Annotated in this window: 19 protein-coding genes and 1 other RNA gene; 16 read left to right on the top strand and 4 right to left on the bottom strand. The window is 30.3% G+C overall.

Going from position 1 to position 16748, the window contains the following annotated elements:
• Positions 1–68: 68 nt before the first annotated feature.
• The 7 genes from CDLVIII_RS07170 (at position 69) to rnpB (ending at position 7080) form a co-directional block, all read left to right on the top strand.
• Positions 69–1094 (top strand): deoxyguanosinetriphosphate triphosphohydrolase, encoded by a 1026-nt coding sequence (locus CDLVIII_RS07170; protein ID WP_009168774.1) that lies wholly within the window; start codon positions 69–71, stop codon positions 1092–1094.
• Between the two features lie 275 nt (positions 1095–1369).
• Positions 1370–3151, top strand: a complete 1782-nt coding sequence (gene dnaG, locus CDLVIII_RS07175) for a DNA primase (RefSeq protein ID WP_009168775.1) — start codon at positions 1370–1372, stop codon at positions 3149–3151.
• 5 nt (positions 3152–3156) lie between these two features.
• The gene (rpoD, locus tag CDLVIII_RS07180) at positions 3157–4293 is read left to right on the top strand and encodes an RNA polymerase sigma factor RpoD (RefSeq protein ID WP_009168776.1); all 1137 of its coding nucleotides are present in this window, start codon (positions 3157–3159) and stop codon (positions 4291–4293) included.
• Between the two features lie 182 nt (positions 4294–4475).
• Positions 4476–5168, top strand: a complete 693-nt coding sequence (locus CDLVIII_RS07185) for a class I SAM-dependent methyltransferase (protein ID WP_009168777.1) — start codon at positions 4476–4478, stop codon at positions 5166–5168.
• 11 nt (positions 5169–5179) lie between these two features.
• Positions 5180–5971, top strand: coding sequence for a Nif3-like dinuclear metal center hexameric protein (locus CDLVIII_RS07190; RefSeq protein ID WP_009168778.1), 792 nt, complete (start codon positions 5180–5182; stop codon positions 5969–5971).
• 188 nt (positions 5972–6159) lie between these two features.
• Entirely contained in the window at positions 6160–6459 is a 300-nt protein-coding gene (locus CDLVIII_RS07195; RefSeq protein ID WP_009168779.1) for a hypothetical protein, read from the top strand.
• Positions 6460–6732: 273 nt separating this feature from the next.
• An RNA gene (gene rnpB / locus CDLVIII_RS29595) (RNase P RNA component class A) lies at positions 6733–7080 on the top strand.
• A 44-nt stretch (positions 7081–7124) separates the two neighbouring features.
• Here rnpB and CDLVIII_RS07200 read toward each other — a convergent pair.
• The 3 genes from CDLVIII_RS07200 to CDLVIII_RS07205 form a co-directional block, all read right to left on the bottom strand.
• Positions 7125–8312: a tyrosine-type recombinase/integrase gene (locus tag CDLVIII_RS07200; RefSeq protein WP_009168780.1), complete on the bottom strand. Its 1188-nt coding sequence runs from the start codon at positions 8310–8312 to the stop codon at positions 7125–7127.
• A complete protein-coding gene (locus CDLVIII_RS31130) occupies positions 8296–8472 on the bottom strand; it encodes a hypothetical protein (RefSeq protein WP_009168781.1) in 177 nt (58 codons plus the stop codon). The genes CDLVIII_RS07200 and CDLVIII_RS31130 overlap by 17 nt, the downstream gene beginning before the upstream one ends.
• A gap of 197 nt (positions 8473–8669) precedes the next feature.
• A complete protein-coding gene (locus CDLVIII_RS07205; protein WP_009168782.1) occupies positions 8670–9044 on the bottom strand; it encodes a helix-turn-helix transcriptional regulator in 375 nt (124 codons plus the stop codon).
• A 247-nt stretch (positions 9045–9291) separates the two neighbouring features.
• Here CDLVIII_RS07205 and CDLVIII_RS07210 point away from each other — a divergent pair, with 247 nt between their 5' ends.
• The 9 genes from CDLVIII_RS07210 to CDLVIII_RS31830 all read left to right on the top strand — a co-directional run bounded on the left by CDLVIII_RS07210 (position 9292) and on the right by CDLVIII_RS31830 (position 16356).
• Positions 9292–9516, top strand: coding sequence for a helix-turn-helix transcriptional regulator (locus CDLVIII_RS07210; RefSeq protein ID WP_009168783.1), 225 nt, complete (start codon positions 9292–9294; stop codon positions 9514–9516).
• A 264-nt stretch (positions 9517–9780) separates the two neighbouring features.
• The gene (locus CDLVIII_RS07215) at positions 9781–10002 is read left to right on the top strand and encodes a helix-turn-helix domain-containing protein (protein WP_009168784.1); all 222 of its coding nucleotides are present in this window, start codon (positions 9781–9783) and stop codon (positions 10000–10002) included.
• Positions 10003–10150: 148 nt separating this feature from the next.
• Positions 10151–11452 (top strand): phage replisome organizer N-terminal domain-containing protein, encoded by a 1302-nt coding sequence (locus CDLVIII_RS07220; RefSeq protein WP_009168785.1) that lies wholly within the window; start codon positions 10151–10153, stop codon positions 11450–11452.
• Between the two features lie 49 nt (positions 11453–11501).
• Positions 11502–12101, top strand: coding sequence for an ATP-binding protein (locus CDLVIII_RS07225; protein WP_009168786.1), 600 nt, complete (start codon positions 11502–11504; stop codon positions 12099–12101).
• Between the two features lie 750 nt (positions 12102–12851).
• Positions 12852–14606, top strand: coding sequence for a group II intron reverse transcriptase/maturase (ltrA, locus tag CDLVIII_RS07230; RefSeq protein ID WP_050816312.1), 1755 nt, complete (start codon positions 12852–12854; stop codon positions 14604–14606).
• 282 nt (positions 14607–14888) lie between these two features.
• The gene (locus CDLVIII_RS07235; RefSeq protein WP_009168788.1) at positions 14889–15131 is read left to right on the top strand and encodes an AbrB/MazE/SpoVT family DNA-binding domain-containing protein; all 243 of its coding nucleotides are present in this window, start codon (positions 14889–14891) and stop codon (positions 15129–15131) included.
• Between the two features lies 1 nt (position 15132).
• Positions 15133–15525, top strand: coding sequence for a hypothetical protein (locus CDLVIII_RS07240; RefSeq protein WP_009168789.1), 393 nt, complete (start codon positions 15133–15135; stop codon positions 15523–15525).
• A gap of 74 nt (positions 15526–15599) precedes the next feature.
• Entirely contained in the window at positions 15600–15854 is a 255-nt protein-coding gene (locus tag CDLVIII_RS31825) for a BRO family protein (protein WP_278245900.1), read from the top strand.
• Positions 15754–16356, top strand: coding sequence for a phage antirepressor KilAC domain-containing protein (locus CDLVIII_RS31830; RefSeq protein WP_278245901.1), 603 nt, complete (start codon positions 15754–15756; stop codon positions 16354–16356). The genes CDLVIII_RS31825 and CDLVIII_RS31830 overlap by 101 nt, the downstream gene beginning before the upstream one ends.
• Before the next feature lie 78 nt (positions 16357–16434).
• Here the strand turns inward: CDLVIII_RS31830 and CDLVIII_RS07255 are convergent, their stop codons facing one another.
• The gene (locus tag CDLVIII_RS07255) at positions 16435–16653 is read right to left on the bottom strand and encodes a DUF2922 domain-containing protein (protein WP_009168791.1); all 219 of its coding nucleotides are present in this window, start codon (positions 16651–16653) and stop codon (positions 16435–16437) included.
• Between the last annotated feature and the right edge of the window lie 95 nt (positions 16654–16748).

Below are 16748 nucleotides of genomic sequence, written 5' to 3' on the forward strand. Positions count from 1 at the left end.
ATAAATATAGGCAATAAATAGAGGAATATAATGATAAAGATAGAATACATAAAAAGAGGTGAGAATATATGAATGTGAGGGAAAAAATTCAGAATTTTGAAAACTTGACATTGATTAAAGAAGCAGCCTTTTCAAAGCATTCTCGAGGAAGAAAAATTAAGGAAGAGGATGATGATATCAGAACCTGCTATATGCTTGATAGAGATAGAATTATCCATAGTAAATCATTTAGAAGATTGAAACATAAGACACAAGTTTATATAAAAACATTTGGAGATCATTATAGAACCAGACTAACTCATACGTTAGAGGTATCTCAAGTTGCACGAAATATTGGTATTGGAATTGGATTAAATGAAAATTTAATTGAAGCAATAGCATTAGGTCATGATCTAGGGCATGTTGCATTTGCACATATTGGTGAAGAAGTATTAAACGAATATTTAAAGAATGGTTTCAGGCATAATGAACAAAGTGTGCGGGTAGTAACAAAACTTGAAAATGACGGCTTAGGATTAAACTTAACTGAAGAAGTGATAAATGGAATATTACATCATAGTGGACTTGGGACAATAGAGGATATACTTACTTTAGAGGGAGTTGTAGTTAAGCTTAGTGATAAAATGGCGTATCTAAATCATGATATTGATGATTCTATAAGAGCAGGTTTATTAAGCAAAGAGCAAATACCAAAAGAAATAGTTAAAGCTTTAGGTGACAATTCAAATCAAAGATTAAACACATTAATTAAAGATTGCGTGAAAACTTCAACATATAATATAAATAATGAAATCAAAGAAGTTGGATTGAGTAAAGAAATTAATGAAGCGATGATAGAATTAAGAAAGTTTATGTTTAAAAATATATATTTAGGAGAGAAATTGAAAGAAGAAAGAGTCAAAGCACAATTTATAGTTAGACAATTAATTGAGTATTTTGAAAAAAATCCAGAAGAAATGCCTCGAATTTATTTGAGAATAACGGAGGAGGAAGGATTACAGAGAGGCGTAGCAGATTATATTGCAGGAATGAGTGATGATTATTGTTTATTACTCTTTAATAAGATATTTGTGCCTAAATTAGTTATAGATTAACGGCAAATTATAATTTATAAGGTAATATTTAAGAGAATATATATAAATAAAATTTTTTTGATTAGAGGAATAGTCATTTAAAAATAAAAAGAGGATTTTAAAATAAAAAAAAGAATTATTTAATAGCAATGTTATTCAATAAAAAAGTATTTTTAGACGGGTTGCACCTATAATTAAAATAAATAAAAAATTTATAATATTTTTAGAAGGAAAACTCGTTATTATGTCGAATAATATATAATTGCTGAAAAAATCAGCAGGAAGGAGATGTCTCCTTGCAAATACCAGAGGAAGTAATTCAAAGTATAAAAGAGCAGAATGATATTGTTGATATTATTTCAGAGGATGTAAGATTAAAAAAGTCAGGTAGAAATTACATGGGATTGTGTCCGTTTCATAATGATAAATCCCCGTCATTCAGTGTTTCAAGTGAGAAGCAAATATATAAGTGCTTTTCATGTGGCGAAGCAGGAAATGTATTTACTTTTGTCATGAAGTACAAAAAATTTACATTTGTGGAAGCAGCAAAGTATTTAGCGGATAAAGCTAATATTGTATTAAGATTAAAAGAAGAGGAAAACACTGCAGTTTCAAGAAAAAGAGATCTTTTATATAAAATAAATGTTGAAACTGCTAGATACTATTTTGCTAATCTGCAAAAAAATAAAATGGCAAAAGAATATTTTCTAAGAAGAGGAATTAAAGAAGAAACTATAAAAAGGTTTGGATTAGGTTATTCTTTGAATGACTGGCAGGGATTAATAAATTATTTAAGGGCAAAAGGATATAAAAATGACTTATTGATCGAAGCAGGATTAGCGTCTAAGAGCGAGAAGAGTGGAAATATATTTGACAAATTTAGGAATAGAGTAATGTTTCCAGTATTTGATGCAAAGGGAAAAGTTATTGGATTTGGAGGCAGGGTTTTAGATGATTCAAAACCAAAATATTTAAATTCACCAGAGACAAAAGTTTTCCAAAAGGGAATTAATCTTTATGGATTAAATTTTGCAATTAAAAATCAGCTGCAAGAAGATTATGTTATCATAGTTGAAGGATATATGGATTTAATATCTCTTCATCAATATGGAATAACTAATGTTGTGGCATCACTTGGAACGGCTCTTACTGTAAACCAGGCAAGACTTCTTAAAAGATATGTGAGTAAGGTTATAATCTCTTATGATGCTGATTTAGCAGGACAGAATGCAACTTTAAGAGGATTAGAAATCTTGAGAAATGCTGGCTTTGATGTGAAAGTATTAACGGTACCACAAGGAAAAGATCCAGATGAATTTGTAAGAAACAATGGGAAAGAGGCATTTTTAAAATTAACAAAAGATGCATTGCCATTAATTGAATATAAGATTAAAAAGGCAGAGCAAGGTATAAATTTAAAAAATGGAAATGAATTAGTACAATATGGAGAAAAAATTGCTGAAATTTTAGCGGATTTGAATCCAGTAGAAAAAGATGTATATATAAAGAAAATTTCGGAGGAAACATCAATTAAGGAACAGGCATTATATGACTTACTTTCACAAGTAATAGCAAAAAAACAAAAAGAAGACAATTTTGTGAATAAAAAGGAATATGATGGAACAAAATTATATGTAGAACCAGCATATTTAAAGGCTGAAAGAGCTTTGCTAAAGTTGATGTTTGAAGATGAATTCTATGATGAACTCAATAATGTCATAAATGTTGGAGATTTTGTAATAGAAGCACATAATAAAATTTATTCATTAATATTACAAGGTAAAAAAGAAGATACTAAAGATATAAAATTATATTTAGAAAGCAGATGCAATGATATTGAAAGTTCAAAAGAATTAATAAAAATAAAGGAACATGAAATTCTAGCTGTTGCTGATAAAAATAGGATTATTAATGATTATCTAATGGAAGTTAAAAATTTTAAACTTAAATTAAAAATTGAAGAATTAAAGAAAAAGCAAAACAGATTTGAAAAAGAAGGGAATATTGAGGAATCTATAAAAATAGCGATAGAACTCACTAAATTATCAGAAGCACTTAAAAAGGGAGAGAGAGGTTAAAGGTTATGACGGAAGGAGGCAATAATAATATGGAACAAAAGGCAAATGGAAAAGTGATAAAGCCGAAAGATGACAAGAAAGATAAAAATGCTAAAATGGCAGCTGTAAAAGAGTTAATTGACAAAGGTAAGAAGAATGGTTCATTAACATATAAAGAAATAATGGAAGCTATGGATCACATTGATTTAAGTCCAGAGCAAATAGAAAAGATATACGAAGTTTTAGAAATGACAGGTGTTGAAGTCATAGGCGATGTTAATGATAATAGCGTTGAAGAGGAAGAAGAAATTGATTTATCAGTACCAGAAGGTATTGCAATAGATGACCCAGTTAGAATGTACCTAAAGGAAATTGGAAAGGTACCTTTATTGTCTTCTGAACAAGAAATAACTTATGCTAGAGAAATAGAAGAAGGAAACCAAAAGGCTAAGAAAAAATTAGCTGAAGCGAACTTAAGATTAGTTGTTAGTATAGCTAAAAGATATGTTGGAAGAGGAATGCTATTCTTGGATTTAATTCAAGAAGGAAATTTAGGACTTATTAAAGCCGTTGAAAAGTTTGATTATAGAAAAGGATATAAATTTTCAACTTATGCTACTTGGTGGATTAGGCAAGCAATAACAAGAGCTATTGCTGACCAGGCTAGGACAATAAGAATACCAGTCCACATGGTAGAAACTATAAATAAACTTATAAGAGTACAAAGACAATTATTGCAGGAATTAGGAAGAGATCCATTTCCAGAAGAAATTTCAAAAGTTATGGAGCTCCCGGTAGATAAGGTTAGAGAAATTCAAAAGATTGCTCAAGAACCAGTTTCATTAGAAACTCCAATAGGTGAAGAAGAAGATTCACATTTAGGAGATTTTATTCCAGATGATGAAGCACCAGCACCAGCTGAAGCAGCGGCATTTACAATGCTTAAAGAGCAATTAATAAATGTATTAGATACATTAACTCCAAGAGAGGAGAAAGTATTAAGACTAAGATTTGGACTTGATGATGGAAGAGCTAGAACTCTTGAAGAAGTAGGTAAGGAATTCAATGTTACAAGAGAAAGAATTAGGCAAATTGAAGCGAAAGCTTTAAGAAAGTTAAGACATCCATCAAGAAGTAAGAAATTAAAGGATTATTTGGATTAGTCAGCTAAAAAGAATTTAACAGCTTAATAATTTGAATTTGTTTAAGTTATAAGTTACATTAATGCACAATGTACAATGCGCAAATCACAATTAGGAGATAGAGCGAGGCTCTTAAAAATCTTAATTATGTATTAGAGATTGTTCATTGTGCATTGTGCATTATAGATCAGAAAGAGGTAATTATGGAAGTAAGTAAAAGACTAGTTTGGATTATGGAAAAAATAGATAAAGCTCGTGTTGTAATGGATGTTGGAACAGATCATGGATATATACCAATTAATTTGGTGAAGAATAACATGGTGGAGAAAGTTATTGCATCAGATATAAACAGAGAACCTTTAAACAAGGCGAGAGTTAATGCATCTTTAGAAGGTGTTATAGATAAAATAGATTTAAGACTTGGAGGTGGTTTAGAACCTTTAGGAATTAAAGAGGCAGAAATAGTATTAATTGCAGGGATGGGCGGAAATTTAATTCGAGACATATTAGAAAAAGATTTGGAAAAAGTAAAGCCTTTGAAGTATCTATTGTTGCAGCCAGCTCAAAATCCTGAAATATTACGAGAATATTTATATAATAATGATTATGAAATTATAGACGAAGATATATGCTTAGATGAAAAACAATATTATGAAATATTTAAAGTGAGGTATAAAAAGAGAGATTATATACCGTTAGAAAATATATTTTACGAAATAAGTCCTATAATGTTAAATAGAAAATTACCTTTGTTAAAAGCATATATAGAAAATAAGATTGAGAAAAATAAAAAAATTATGGATTTTATTAAAGATAATACTGAGCATGCAGAAATGCGAAAAAGTGAATTATTGGAGAAAAATAAAAAATTACAAGAGTTATTAAAAAATTTCTAGGTGGTGTAATTATGAGTAAAGTATCAAATATAATGCATGAAATTGAAAAATTTGCTCCAAAATTCTTAAAAGAAGATTATGATAATGTTGGATTGATGGTTGGAGATGAGAATAAAATAGTTCAAAGGGTTCTTTTAGCTTTAGATTGTACAAACGAAGTTATTAATGAAGCAATAGAGCTTAATGTTGATTTGATTTTGACTCATCATCCATTGTTATTTAAAAGGCCTAAGAGCATAGTAAAAGGAGATCTTACGGGGGAGAAAGTTATAACTTTAATTAAGGAAGATATAGCTTTATATTCATGTCATACTAATTTAGATAGTACAAATGGCGGAATCAATGATACAATCGTTAAGATGCTTGGATTTACTTCAGGGAAAATAATAGAAGTAAATGAATCTAGAAATTATAAAGATTGCGGAATTGGAAGAATAGTTAAGCTTGATAATGAAGCTTCATTCTCTGATATTATAGAGCTCGTTAAACACAATTTGGGTGTAGATCACATGAGAGTTGTTAGAGGTTCTGATAAAGTAAAAACATTGGCAATAATAAATGGAAGTGGGCAAGATCTTTTTTATAAGGCAAAAAATCTTGGAGCTGACTGCATAATAACAGGGGATACAACTTATCATTTTGCATCAGACTTTAAGGAATTAGGCATAAGTATAATAGATGCAGGGCACTTTTTCACAGAATATCTTGTTTTTCTTAAAGTCTTAGAATTTTTGAAGGAGATATTTAAAGATGTTGAATTTTTAACATCAAAGAAAAGTGCCGATCCATACGAATTTATTTAATTCTAAAAATAAAATTATATATTGCAATTTGCAATGTACAGTTTACAATTAACAATTTTTAATTGCAACATATAGGATAAAAATAACTTTATATCTATTTTTATAGATAGGAATTGCTAGAAAATAATTAACTAAAATTGAGTATATATGCATATACTTATATTGTAATAATAATTTTGTGGTGAGTTATGAGTAAAAACGATGATTCCAGCAAATTTGGAGAGCAATTAAAAGATGATTTTAAAAGCATATTTAAACATAGTAAGCTGGCAATGGGAAATATTTTTAGAGGATCAGGTAGAAAAAGTTCATGGGCAGGTTTAAATAGAGGTTTTTCACCTTTTTTTAGTAAGAATCCATTTTGGTGTTTATTTTATCCTAAAATAATAGTGGCAGCAATAATACTTTTAACATTATTACTATGCGGTGTAAGTATATACGGATTGATTATAATAATTTTACTAGCAGTAATTTTTATTTTAATATGAAAAAACATATGTGCTTAATTTAAGTGATTTATGATATAAGATTAATATATATGTTAAAATAATAAAATTACATATGGGAAGTTTATAGGTTAAATAAATATCCAGATGTAAATTGTATAACTAATTGCAACATATAAAATATAAATATTGATCTTATAGAGAAAATTAGCTGACTGTAAGTGGGGAGTTTTACTATGGGATTTTGTAATATACAAGAATTGCCTTTTGAAATATATTTGCATATTGAAAGGAAGTATGTTAAGATATATTTTGCGAGTGAGACGTGCAATCGCTGCTAGACTTAGATCTAGGAGAGGAAAGTCCGAGCTCCATAGGGCAGGGTGCTGGATAACGTCCAGTCAAGGCGACTTGAAGGAAAGTGCAACAGAGATATACCGCCTAAGTTTACTTAGGTAAGGGTGGAAAGGTGATGGTAAGAGCTCACCAGCGTGATGGAGACTTCACGGCTATGTAAACCCCACTTGGAGCAAGACCGAATAGGGAGGCAATTAAGGGGCTGCCCGTCCCGCCTCCGGGTGCGTCGCTTGAGCTTACTGGCAACGGTAAGCCTAGATAGATGATTGCTTAATACAGAACTCGGCTTATGGCTTATCTCGCAACAAGTAATTGCAAGGATTTGAGGAATACCATATAGGTATTTTCCCTTAATTTTCCCTTGCTTTTTTTGTATACAAAACATTTGATAGAATCTCTGTAGCCTCAGTATTCATTTCTTTTGTTACATGAGCATAAATGTCAGATGTTGTTTGCATTATTGAATGGCCTAAACGTTCTTGTATTATTTTCATTGATACCTTATTCTTTAAAAGTATAGTTGCATTACTGTGTCTAAGATCATGCCAGCGAATATTTTTTTCTATTCCGCAATATTTACATAATCTTTTTATTCTTTGAAGAAATCTAGATGGAATTAAGAATTCTCCATCTTCTTTGGTGAAAACCAAATCATACTCCATATTATTAAATTTATTTTTTATATAAAACTCTCCATATTTAAGCTTGTTTTGCATTTGCAATATTTTATGTTCTTTTAAGAGCTTTATAATTTCATTACTTAATGGTAAATCTCTATAAGATGTTGGAGTTTTTAAATCGGATAATGTATATATGTTTTCTTCCCTTATAAGAGCATTGTTACAACTTAAGGTTTTATTATCGAAATCAATGTCGCTCCATTGTAATCCGCACATTTCGCCACGTCTTAATCCAGTTTCTATTGTTAATGACATACCTAGAAAAAATAAATAATCATCATATTTTCTTGTATCAAGTTTAGAATATATTTGTGATACTTCATCTAAGGTTAATATATTTGATTTGTATTTACTTCTTTTTGGCGTATCAGTAAATTGGCATGGATTTGTATTGATCATCTGCAGCTTTAAAGCTTTATTTAAAGAAGCTTGCAAAACAAGATAATGTTTTTGGATTGTAGTTGGACTTAAATTATTCCCAGGCTTTTGGGGACTTTTTACTTTCCGTAAATTTGCTAAGAACTTTTCAATATGAATAGGTTTTATTTCACAGAGTTTTAAATTGCCTAAAAATGGTGAGATATATTTATCAATACTGTTTTTATAACTAGAATATGTGTTGACACTTTTTGTTGGCTTTATAAAATCCTCTATCCACATATTAAGATAAACTTTAAATAAAGTCTCTTTTGGTCTTTCGAAGCCATTATTTTTTTTATAAATCTCTTCATTTAGTTTTTCTAAAGCTTCACGTTTGGTTGATCCTCCTTTCCTCTCAATTTGTTTTTTCTCTCCGTTTACAAATACATAATATCTGTAGTACCAAGTGTTTCCTTTCTTTCTAACGCTTCCTTCCATGTTTTAACACCTCCACGTTAGCTAGTGTTTCGTAATTTGCATTATTTATACTTGATAATTCTTCATCATTTTTTTTTATAAAAAGTTCTTTTTTATCTATATCCTTCACATAAACGATTTCATTATTAAGTTTTATTTTTAAAATATATTCCCAAAGCATTAAGATCTCCCCCTAGCATAAAGCGAACTGTTGTTCTAAGGGGAATTATAACATTATTTAAAATTAATTTCAATATTTTGGAATTAATTTTTGATTTTTTAGGAGAAAGCATAAATATTTAATACATTAAACTCAAAAATAGCATAAAAAACAAATAAAAAACCATAGATAAATTTCTACAGTTTCTCTTTGTAATTCTATTTATTTTTAAAGTTTTCAATTAATTTGTTTACATCTAAACCTACGGCATCCAGTTGCTTAAGGATATTTTGAACATCTTCAGCAGTTAATTCATGTGGATATCCTTTGTCGATTTCAATTTCTATAGTTTGATTATGTAATGTTCCGGAGTATACCTTTGAAAGTTTATCGTCAGTTCTGCCTAGAAGATAGTCCGTGCTGCAGTCAAAATAATCAGCTATTTTAATCAGTACATCATCCTTAGGAAATCTATTTCCTTTTTCCCAATTGGTTACTGTTGCTGGTTCAACACTCATAATTTTAGCAAAGTCTTTACCTAATAATCCTTTTTCTTCACGAAGCTCTTTGAGCCTAATAGGAAATTTACTCATATTATCACCACCCTATACACAATTCACTAATTTACATTATAAACTATTTGCTAATTAATAAACATAAAATTAACTAAAAGAAAAAATAAATTTTATTAAATTAAGTAAAATATGTTGAAATTATCTAAATGCTAATTTATAATAAGATTAAATTAGCTAAATGATAATAAATAAAGAACAAATTATCATAATGAAAATCTGAATAAATAGCCAATTAAGATTGAATAATCAAAAAGGAGAATGAGAGATGTATAGTAAATTAAAAGGCCTTATGGCAGAAAAAAGAATTACTCAACAGGAATTAGCAGAAATACTTAAGATAACTGGAAGTGCTTTAAATTATAAAATAAACGGCAAATCTGATTTTAGTGTAACAGAGGCAAAATTGGTTTCAAGTTTTTTTGGAAAACCAGTAGAAGAAGTATTTGTTATTGATGAATCTAAGAATATGAAAACTGGTAAGAATGCTTAACATAAGTGGAAAATCAAAAATATGTAAATAAAGTAGTATAGATCAATTTGTAAGACTAACAGAGCACTTGGTGAAAATAAATTAATTCGATAGCAAGCATCCGTAATGATCTCTCTTTTTAAAATGGGAGCTGTCGGACGTGCGCTCCTGGAGAGGTGCCCCTTGAGGGTATAAGTTCAGCTAAATTCATGTGGAGATTAAACTCCACATGAAAAGTTTCACTTTATAAGGGAAAATTCAGTGATGAGAGTAGAGGGGATGAATATGGAACCAGTTTTATATACTGTATCTGAAGCTGCAGAGTTATTAAAGGTTAATAGGAATTCTGTATATGATCTACTAAAGAAGAATGTAATAAGAGGGTTAAAGCTTGGAAGTCTAAAAATAACAAGAACAGAATTAATGAAATTTTTAGAAGAGAGCAATGGAAAAGACTTATCGAATTTAGAGGATATTAAAGAGTTAACTTTTGATAGAGAAGAATAGTTATTTAAGTATTTATCAAATGAGGGAGAAGAATGAATTTCAAAATCTTCAAATGTTATATCTATGTTTGTAATTCAATTGGAATAAGTCCATCCTGGGATGGACTTGAAAGATTTAGAAAATTTTATTTATGGGAGCGTGAAAAATAATGGCAGATATTAAATGGATTAAGTTAGCTACTTGTATGCCTGATGATGAAAAAATGAAGTTAATAGATGCAATGCCTGAGAGAGATACAATTCATTATGTATGGATAAGAATACTCTTACTAGGTGGAAAGATAAATGCTAATGGAGAGATTTTTTTATCAGAGGGAAAGCCTCTTACTGCAAAGATGTTAGCTATATTATTTTCTAGACCAATAGATGCCATTAAACTTGCATTAAAAGTTTTATCTAGATTTGGCATGATTGAAATAGCTCCTGATAAAGTAATCAGAATTGTAAACTGGGACAAGTATCAAAACATAGAAGGAATGGAAAGAGTTCGTGAACAAAATAGAAAAAGAGCTGAGAATCATAGAGAAAAGAAAAAACAGGAGAAGAAGGTTAGCAAAAGTGATGCTCAAGAAAGTTATGAAAGCGAAGTTTTAGAAGAAGGCATAACTTTGGATGAAAATGAGGAACCAGAAGAAACTAAGGATTTAGAACAAAAGAACTATTCAAAAAGTAAGGATGTTTCAGAGGAAAATAAAGGTCTAGATAAAAAAGAGCCATTAGAAAATATAGAAACTAGTGAAGAAGCTTCTACAAATACTGTTATTGACGATAAAACCAATAATTATACTAATGGAATTTCGAGTAATAGCATTGTAGAAACTGCTGATAATAACTTTACTGTTACTAAAAATACTAGTAACGTTACACAAAATAAAAGTAACGTTATAGTAACGCAGCAGAATAAGAAAGAGATAGAGAATAAGAAAAAGAATAAGAAAAAAGAGATAGATAAAGATAAAAACATAGAGATTAAAAAGAATAATGGCTATGGCATAAATAGCAAAAGCTTAATATGTGATGGGGAAGTAAATCAGTCTAGTCTCTTTGAGCAACATAATAATACTAAAAGTGAATTGGGAGAAGAGGAGGATATAAATCTTAAAGCTTTAGAGCTTATGCATTACCATGAAAAAATAACAGGAAAAGTTGGTGGATGTGACTATGTTGCACTTAGATCAGCTATTGATATTCATGGAGAAAAGCGAGTCAAGATGGCCATGGACGTTGGCTTTGAAAGAAGTTGTCCTGACATAAAGTATGCCATTGGAGTATTGAAAAACTGGAGAAGAGATGGATATCCGGAAGATAATGTGGAGGTGAAGAGAGATGGCTTTAGAAGCAATGGAAAGAGTAGCACAGCAGATAAAAATGAATTTGCAGGATTTAAGCCAAAGGAACCACGAAAGCTTACAGAAGCTGAAAGAAAGAGGATTGAAGCAAACCTCATATAAGTGCAGTAAATGTGGTGATACAGGTTGGATTTTAGTACCACAGGAGCATATGCAGCCTCTTGCTGTAGCCTGTGAATGCAGAAAAATAGAAAAGCTAAAAAGTGAGTGGAAGTATTCAGGAATCAATGTTGAACAAAGTAAACTTACGTTTTCTAGTTTTGAGGTCTGGAATAAGGCTTCTCAAAGAATGAAGGACACTGCTGCAGCTTATTGCACTGATTTTGATGAAATAAGAAATAATAGACGCAATAGTATTTTATTGTGTGGCCAGGTTGGGAGCGGTAAAACGCATTGTAGCATCGCTGTTGCATTAAATTTTTTAAAGCAAAGAATTAAAGTAGTGTACATGCCTTATAGAGATGTAATCACAAAAATAAAGCAAAATATGATTGATGAAGAATATTACACCAGAACCATTTCGAAGTATCAATTATGTGAGGTTCTGCTTATTGACGATCTCTTCAAGGGAAAAGTCAATGAAAGTGATATTAATATTGTTTTTGAAATCATTAATTATAGGTATCTTAATTTCCTGCCTATTATAGTTAGCAGTGAGTTTTCTATTGATAGACTACTGGCATTTGATGAAGGGGTTGCCTCAAGGATATATGAAAGTGCGACTTGTTGCTATTTGAAAAGAATAGCCTAGTTTAGCTAATAAAATTTAGTGAATTAGAACTGTTATTGCGATAGGTGGAATGATAGGGCAACGCCTTGAAACGCCTACATTAATACTCCGAATAGCGTTTAATAAAGTAAATTATTAAGGGTTATAAGCTCGGTGAAGTCGGCTGAGAGTACACCCTAACAAGTAATGTTGAGGAATAGCGAACTAGAGGTAGTCGAGTGTATGATAGGTCGGGTGTCTATAAAATATCTATGGTTAGGATGTCCCAAAGGGACTGGCGAAATCGGGAATGTACGGGTCTAAAATATTAGTGTTCAGAAATGGGCATGACACAGATGTGTCGTAAATGTGGATTAGTAAAATTTTTCGTTATGAAAGTCCATATAGTGTTAAAGGCACTATCAAATTTACAGGCTTAAACTGATGACCTACGGATATCTGTAAAGATAGTAATAACGGAACAAGGAAAGCTTAGAATATGGAGGTTTTACTGCCAATGAAGTATTGATAAGGAAAACAGTAAAGTATAACTTATCTTAATCTAAGCGAGAGTGGTGGCATGAAGCAAGGAACATTTTTGTAATGGAAACGGAGCGATAGCCACTAGACAATTGTTATTTGATAATTAAATACTGAATGATTTCAAGGTTCGAGTAAGACTAAGAGATATGAAGCTGAATTTGTATTTATACAAAGGAGGAAGTAATAGACTTGGGGGAAAGCTTTAAATTAGAGAAAAGACAATCACTAAGAAATAATGAATATTACACAATGCAAAGTATATTTGATAAATTATACGGAAAATCAACTGAAGGATTTAAGTTTAATAATCTAATGCAATATGTAACTTCAAGGAATAACATTTTATTAGCATACAGAAATATTAAGAATAATAAAGGTTCTACAACTTGTGGAACTGATAAACTTGATATAAGTTTTTTCAAAGATATGACAACAGAGAAATTTGTTAAGCGTATTCAAAATAAATTAGCTAACTATACTCCGGAAAGTGTAAGAAGAGTTGAAATTCCTAAGCCAAATGGTAAAACTAGACCGCTAGGAATTCCTTGTATTGAAGATAGAATAATTCAACAATGTATTAAACAAATTTTAGAACCAATATGTGAAGCTAAATTTTATAAACATAGTTACGGTTTCAGACCGAATAGGTCAACTGAACATGCCATTGCGAGAAGCATGCATTTGATGAATAATGCTCATCTACATTATGTAGTGGACATAGATATCAAAGGTTTCTTTGATAATGTTAGTCACAGCAAACTTAAAAAACAAATATGGAATTTAGGCATTCAAGATAAAAACTTGATTAGTATAATTGGGAAGATATTAAAATCAGAAATACAAGGCATTGGAATACCTAATAAGGGAACTCCTCAAGGAGGGATAATTAGTCCTTTATTATCCAATATTGCTCTTAATGAATTGGATTGGTGGATAAGTTCCCAATGGGAAACATTTAAAACAAATTATAAATATAGTGCTAAATCACACAAATATAGAGCAATTAAAAAAGGTGATTTAAAAGAAATATGGTTAGTAAGATATGCGGATGATTTTAAAATATTCTGTAGAGATTATAAAACTGCATTTAAAATATTTAGAGCAACAAAGATGTGGCTAAAAGAAAGATTAGACCTAGATATAAGTACAGAAAAATCAAAAGTAACCAATCTTAGAAAAAATTACACTGAATATTTAGGTTTCAAATTAATGGTTAAACCCAAACATAATAAATATGTATGCCAAAGCAGAATGTGTAATAAAGCTAAAAAGATTACTATAAACAAGCTTAAAAATCAAATAAAAGAAATTCAAAAGCATGGGAATAGTAAGGAAGTATTAAAGTTAAATTCAATGATATTAGGGATGCATAATTATTATAAGTGTGCAACAAAGATAACATATGATTTCAGAGAAATAAATTTCTTAGTTACAAAAACCTTAGAAATACGCTTAAAGCCATGGATATCAAATAAACCGCAATTTACCGAAACATATAAACGCTTATATGGAAATTACAAAGGTAAGATAAGAACAATTAATGGTATTACCATGTTTCCTATTTATGGTTGCAAAACAAGCAATGCAATGCATTTACATCGAGATATATGTAATTATACAAAACCTGGCAGAAATAAAATCCATCAAAATCTTAGGGGGTACAAACATCTAATTGATTACCTACTAAGAACAGCAAATGATGATAATACTGCTGAACTTAATGATAATAGAATATCTTTAATTGCTGGGCAACAAGGTAAATGTTATGTAACAGGATTGGATTTAGAAATAGGCAATATGGAATGTCACCACAAAAAACAGAAATGTGATGGTGGTACTGATGAATATAAAAATTTAGTTTGGATATGTGGCGAAGCCCATAAGATTGTACATTGTACTAAATTAGATACCATTAAAAATTATCTAGGTTTGTTGACCCTTGATAAACAAGGGATGAATCGTGTTAATTCTTTAAGAAAGTTAGTAGGAAATTCAGTTATTTAATTAAATATAATAAATTGTTGGAACGCCGTATGAGCTCGAAAGACTCACGTACGGTGTGAAGCAGGGGAAAAGATGGAGACTACATCAAAATCTTACCTATTGCTATTGTCAAAAGATTATGTAGTAGAAATTGAGAAGGATATTAGGAATAATTATAGGCTTAAGTAAATTTACAATGCACACAGCACAATTCACAATAAACAATTACAGAGTGAAAATTCGCATTAAAATGAATTTTTTTGAGAATTAATCAAAATTAAGTTATGAAAGGAAGTTATTTAAATGAAAGCATCAGGGATAGTAAGAAATCTTGATAATTTAGGGAGAGTTGTAATACCAAAGGAAATAAGAAAGGTATTAGGAATTAATGAAGGGGATTCAATCGAAATAACTAAGGTTAATAATGATATAGTTTTGAGGAAATACAGTAAAGGATGCATCTTTTGTGGAAGTGATAAAGATATAAGTGAATTTAATAATGTGCTTGTTTGTAGTGGCTGCAGAAAGATTTTAGGACAGAATTAGAATGAACAGGCCGAAAGATTTACCTAACCGCCTGGAATGCGCATACTGCAAGAGGAATTATAAACATGGTGGAGAATGTCAGGGAAAAAGCACAAATAGAAATGAAGATGGCTGTCTTTATTTTAGCATGGATGAAAAAGGATGTATAAGAAATATAGATCAAAGTATACCTTTTAATCTATATAGTGATATTCCACCAGTTGGTATGTGGAGAGATGGATGGACAATATATAATCAAGATACAAAAATCAGAATAAATAAGATATATGCTTTAAGCTGGAATGAAAGAAAAGGTTTGTTGTATGTTAAATGTAACTTTGATTATTTTATTAATGAGTTTAGTGAAGATTATAAAAAAGAAGCTAATAAGGCAAACTTAAAGATTATAAAATAAGTTAATATGGAATGAATATTTTATATTATTGAAGTATTAAAAAGATAAAATTATTAGGAAAGGGGATAAGCAAAATGGGAGGTTTACTAATTTTCAAAAACGAAAGATTTGGAGAAATAAGATGGGTGAAGCTTAATAATAAGGATTATGCAGTTGGAATTGATATAGCAAAAGCTTTAGGATATAAAAAGCCTAATGATGCAATTTCAAGACACTGTAGGGGGGGCCGTGAAACACGGAGTAGGGGTAGTTACTGGAAAGAGAAAAAATGGAACGGATGCTATCCAAAATGTAGAAATGACTATTATTCCAGAAGGGGACATATATAGGCTTGTGGCAAAATCTGAGTTGACAGGTGCAGAAAAGTTTGAAGCGTGGATTTTTGATGAGGTATTGCCTAGCATACGAAAAACTGGAATGTATGCTACAGATGAATTATTAGATAATCCAGATTTACTTATTGCTGCAGCTACTAAGTTAAAAGAAGAGAGAAAAGCAAGGTTGGAAGCCGAAAATAAAGTAAAATTACTAGAACCTAAAGGGGAATTTTATGATGATGTTGCAGGCTCTAAGGATAGTATCGAAATGGGACATGTTGCAAAGGTTCTTGGAATTAAGGGAATGGGAAGAAATAGTTTGTTTTCATTGCTAAGAGAAAAGAAAGTCTTGGATAAAAATAATATTCCTTATCAACAGTTTGTAGACATGAGGTATTTTCGAGTATTAGAGCAAAAATATACAGTACCAAATAGAGAGACAAAGATAAATATCAAAACGATGGTATTTCAAAAAGGAATAGAGTTTATAAGGAAGAAAATTAATGAGCCATGAATCAAATTACTTAATGAAGAAAGTACAAAAAATAGAAGCTTATCATATAAAGACAAGCTTCTATAATGTTACTCAAAACTAAGCTACATCAAATTTAGTAACTTGTCGTTGAGTAACTTGAGCACCAGATTTCTTAACTAAATCACCAGAATTAGTTTTGAAAACATTCTTAGCAATTACAGTATCCATAAGTGCGTTAACCTCATCTTTTGTAAGAGTAGGTTTAACACCAGAAACACTTAAAGTACTTTTTTCACCAGCTACAGTTAAAAAAGTCATAGATAAAGAATATTCCATTTAATTTACCTCCAATCTTAAGTAGAGAACCCGAATCTATGATTCGGTGTGAATCACTTACTCAGCGAACGAATGTGAGTCGAGTTTCCTACAAT

The sequence above is a fragment of the Clostridium sp. DL-VIII genome, assembly GCF_000230835.1.
GTDB lineage: Bacteria > Bacillota > Clostridia > Clostridiales > Clostridiaceae > Clostridium.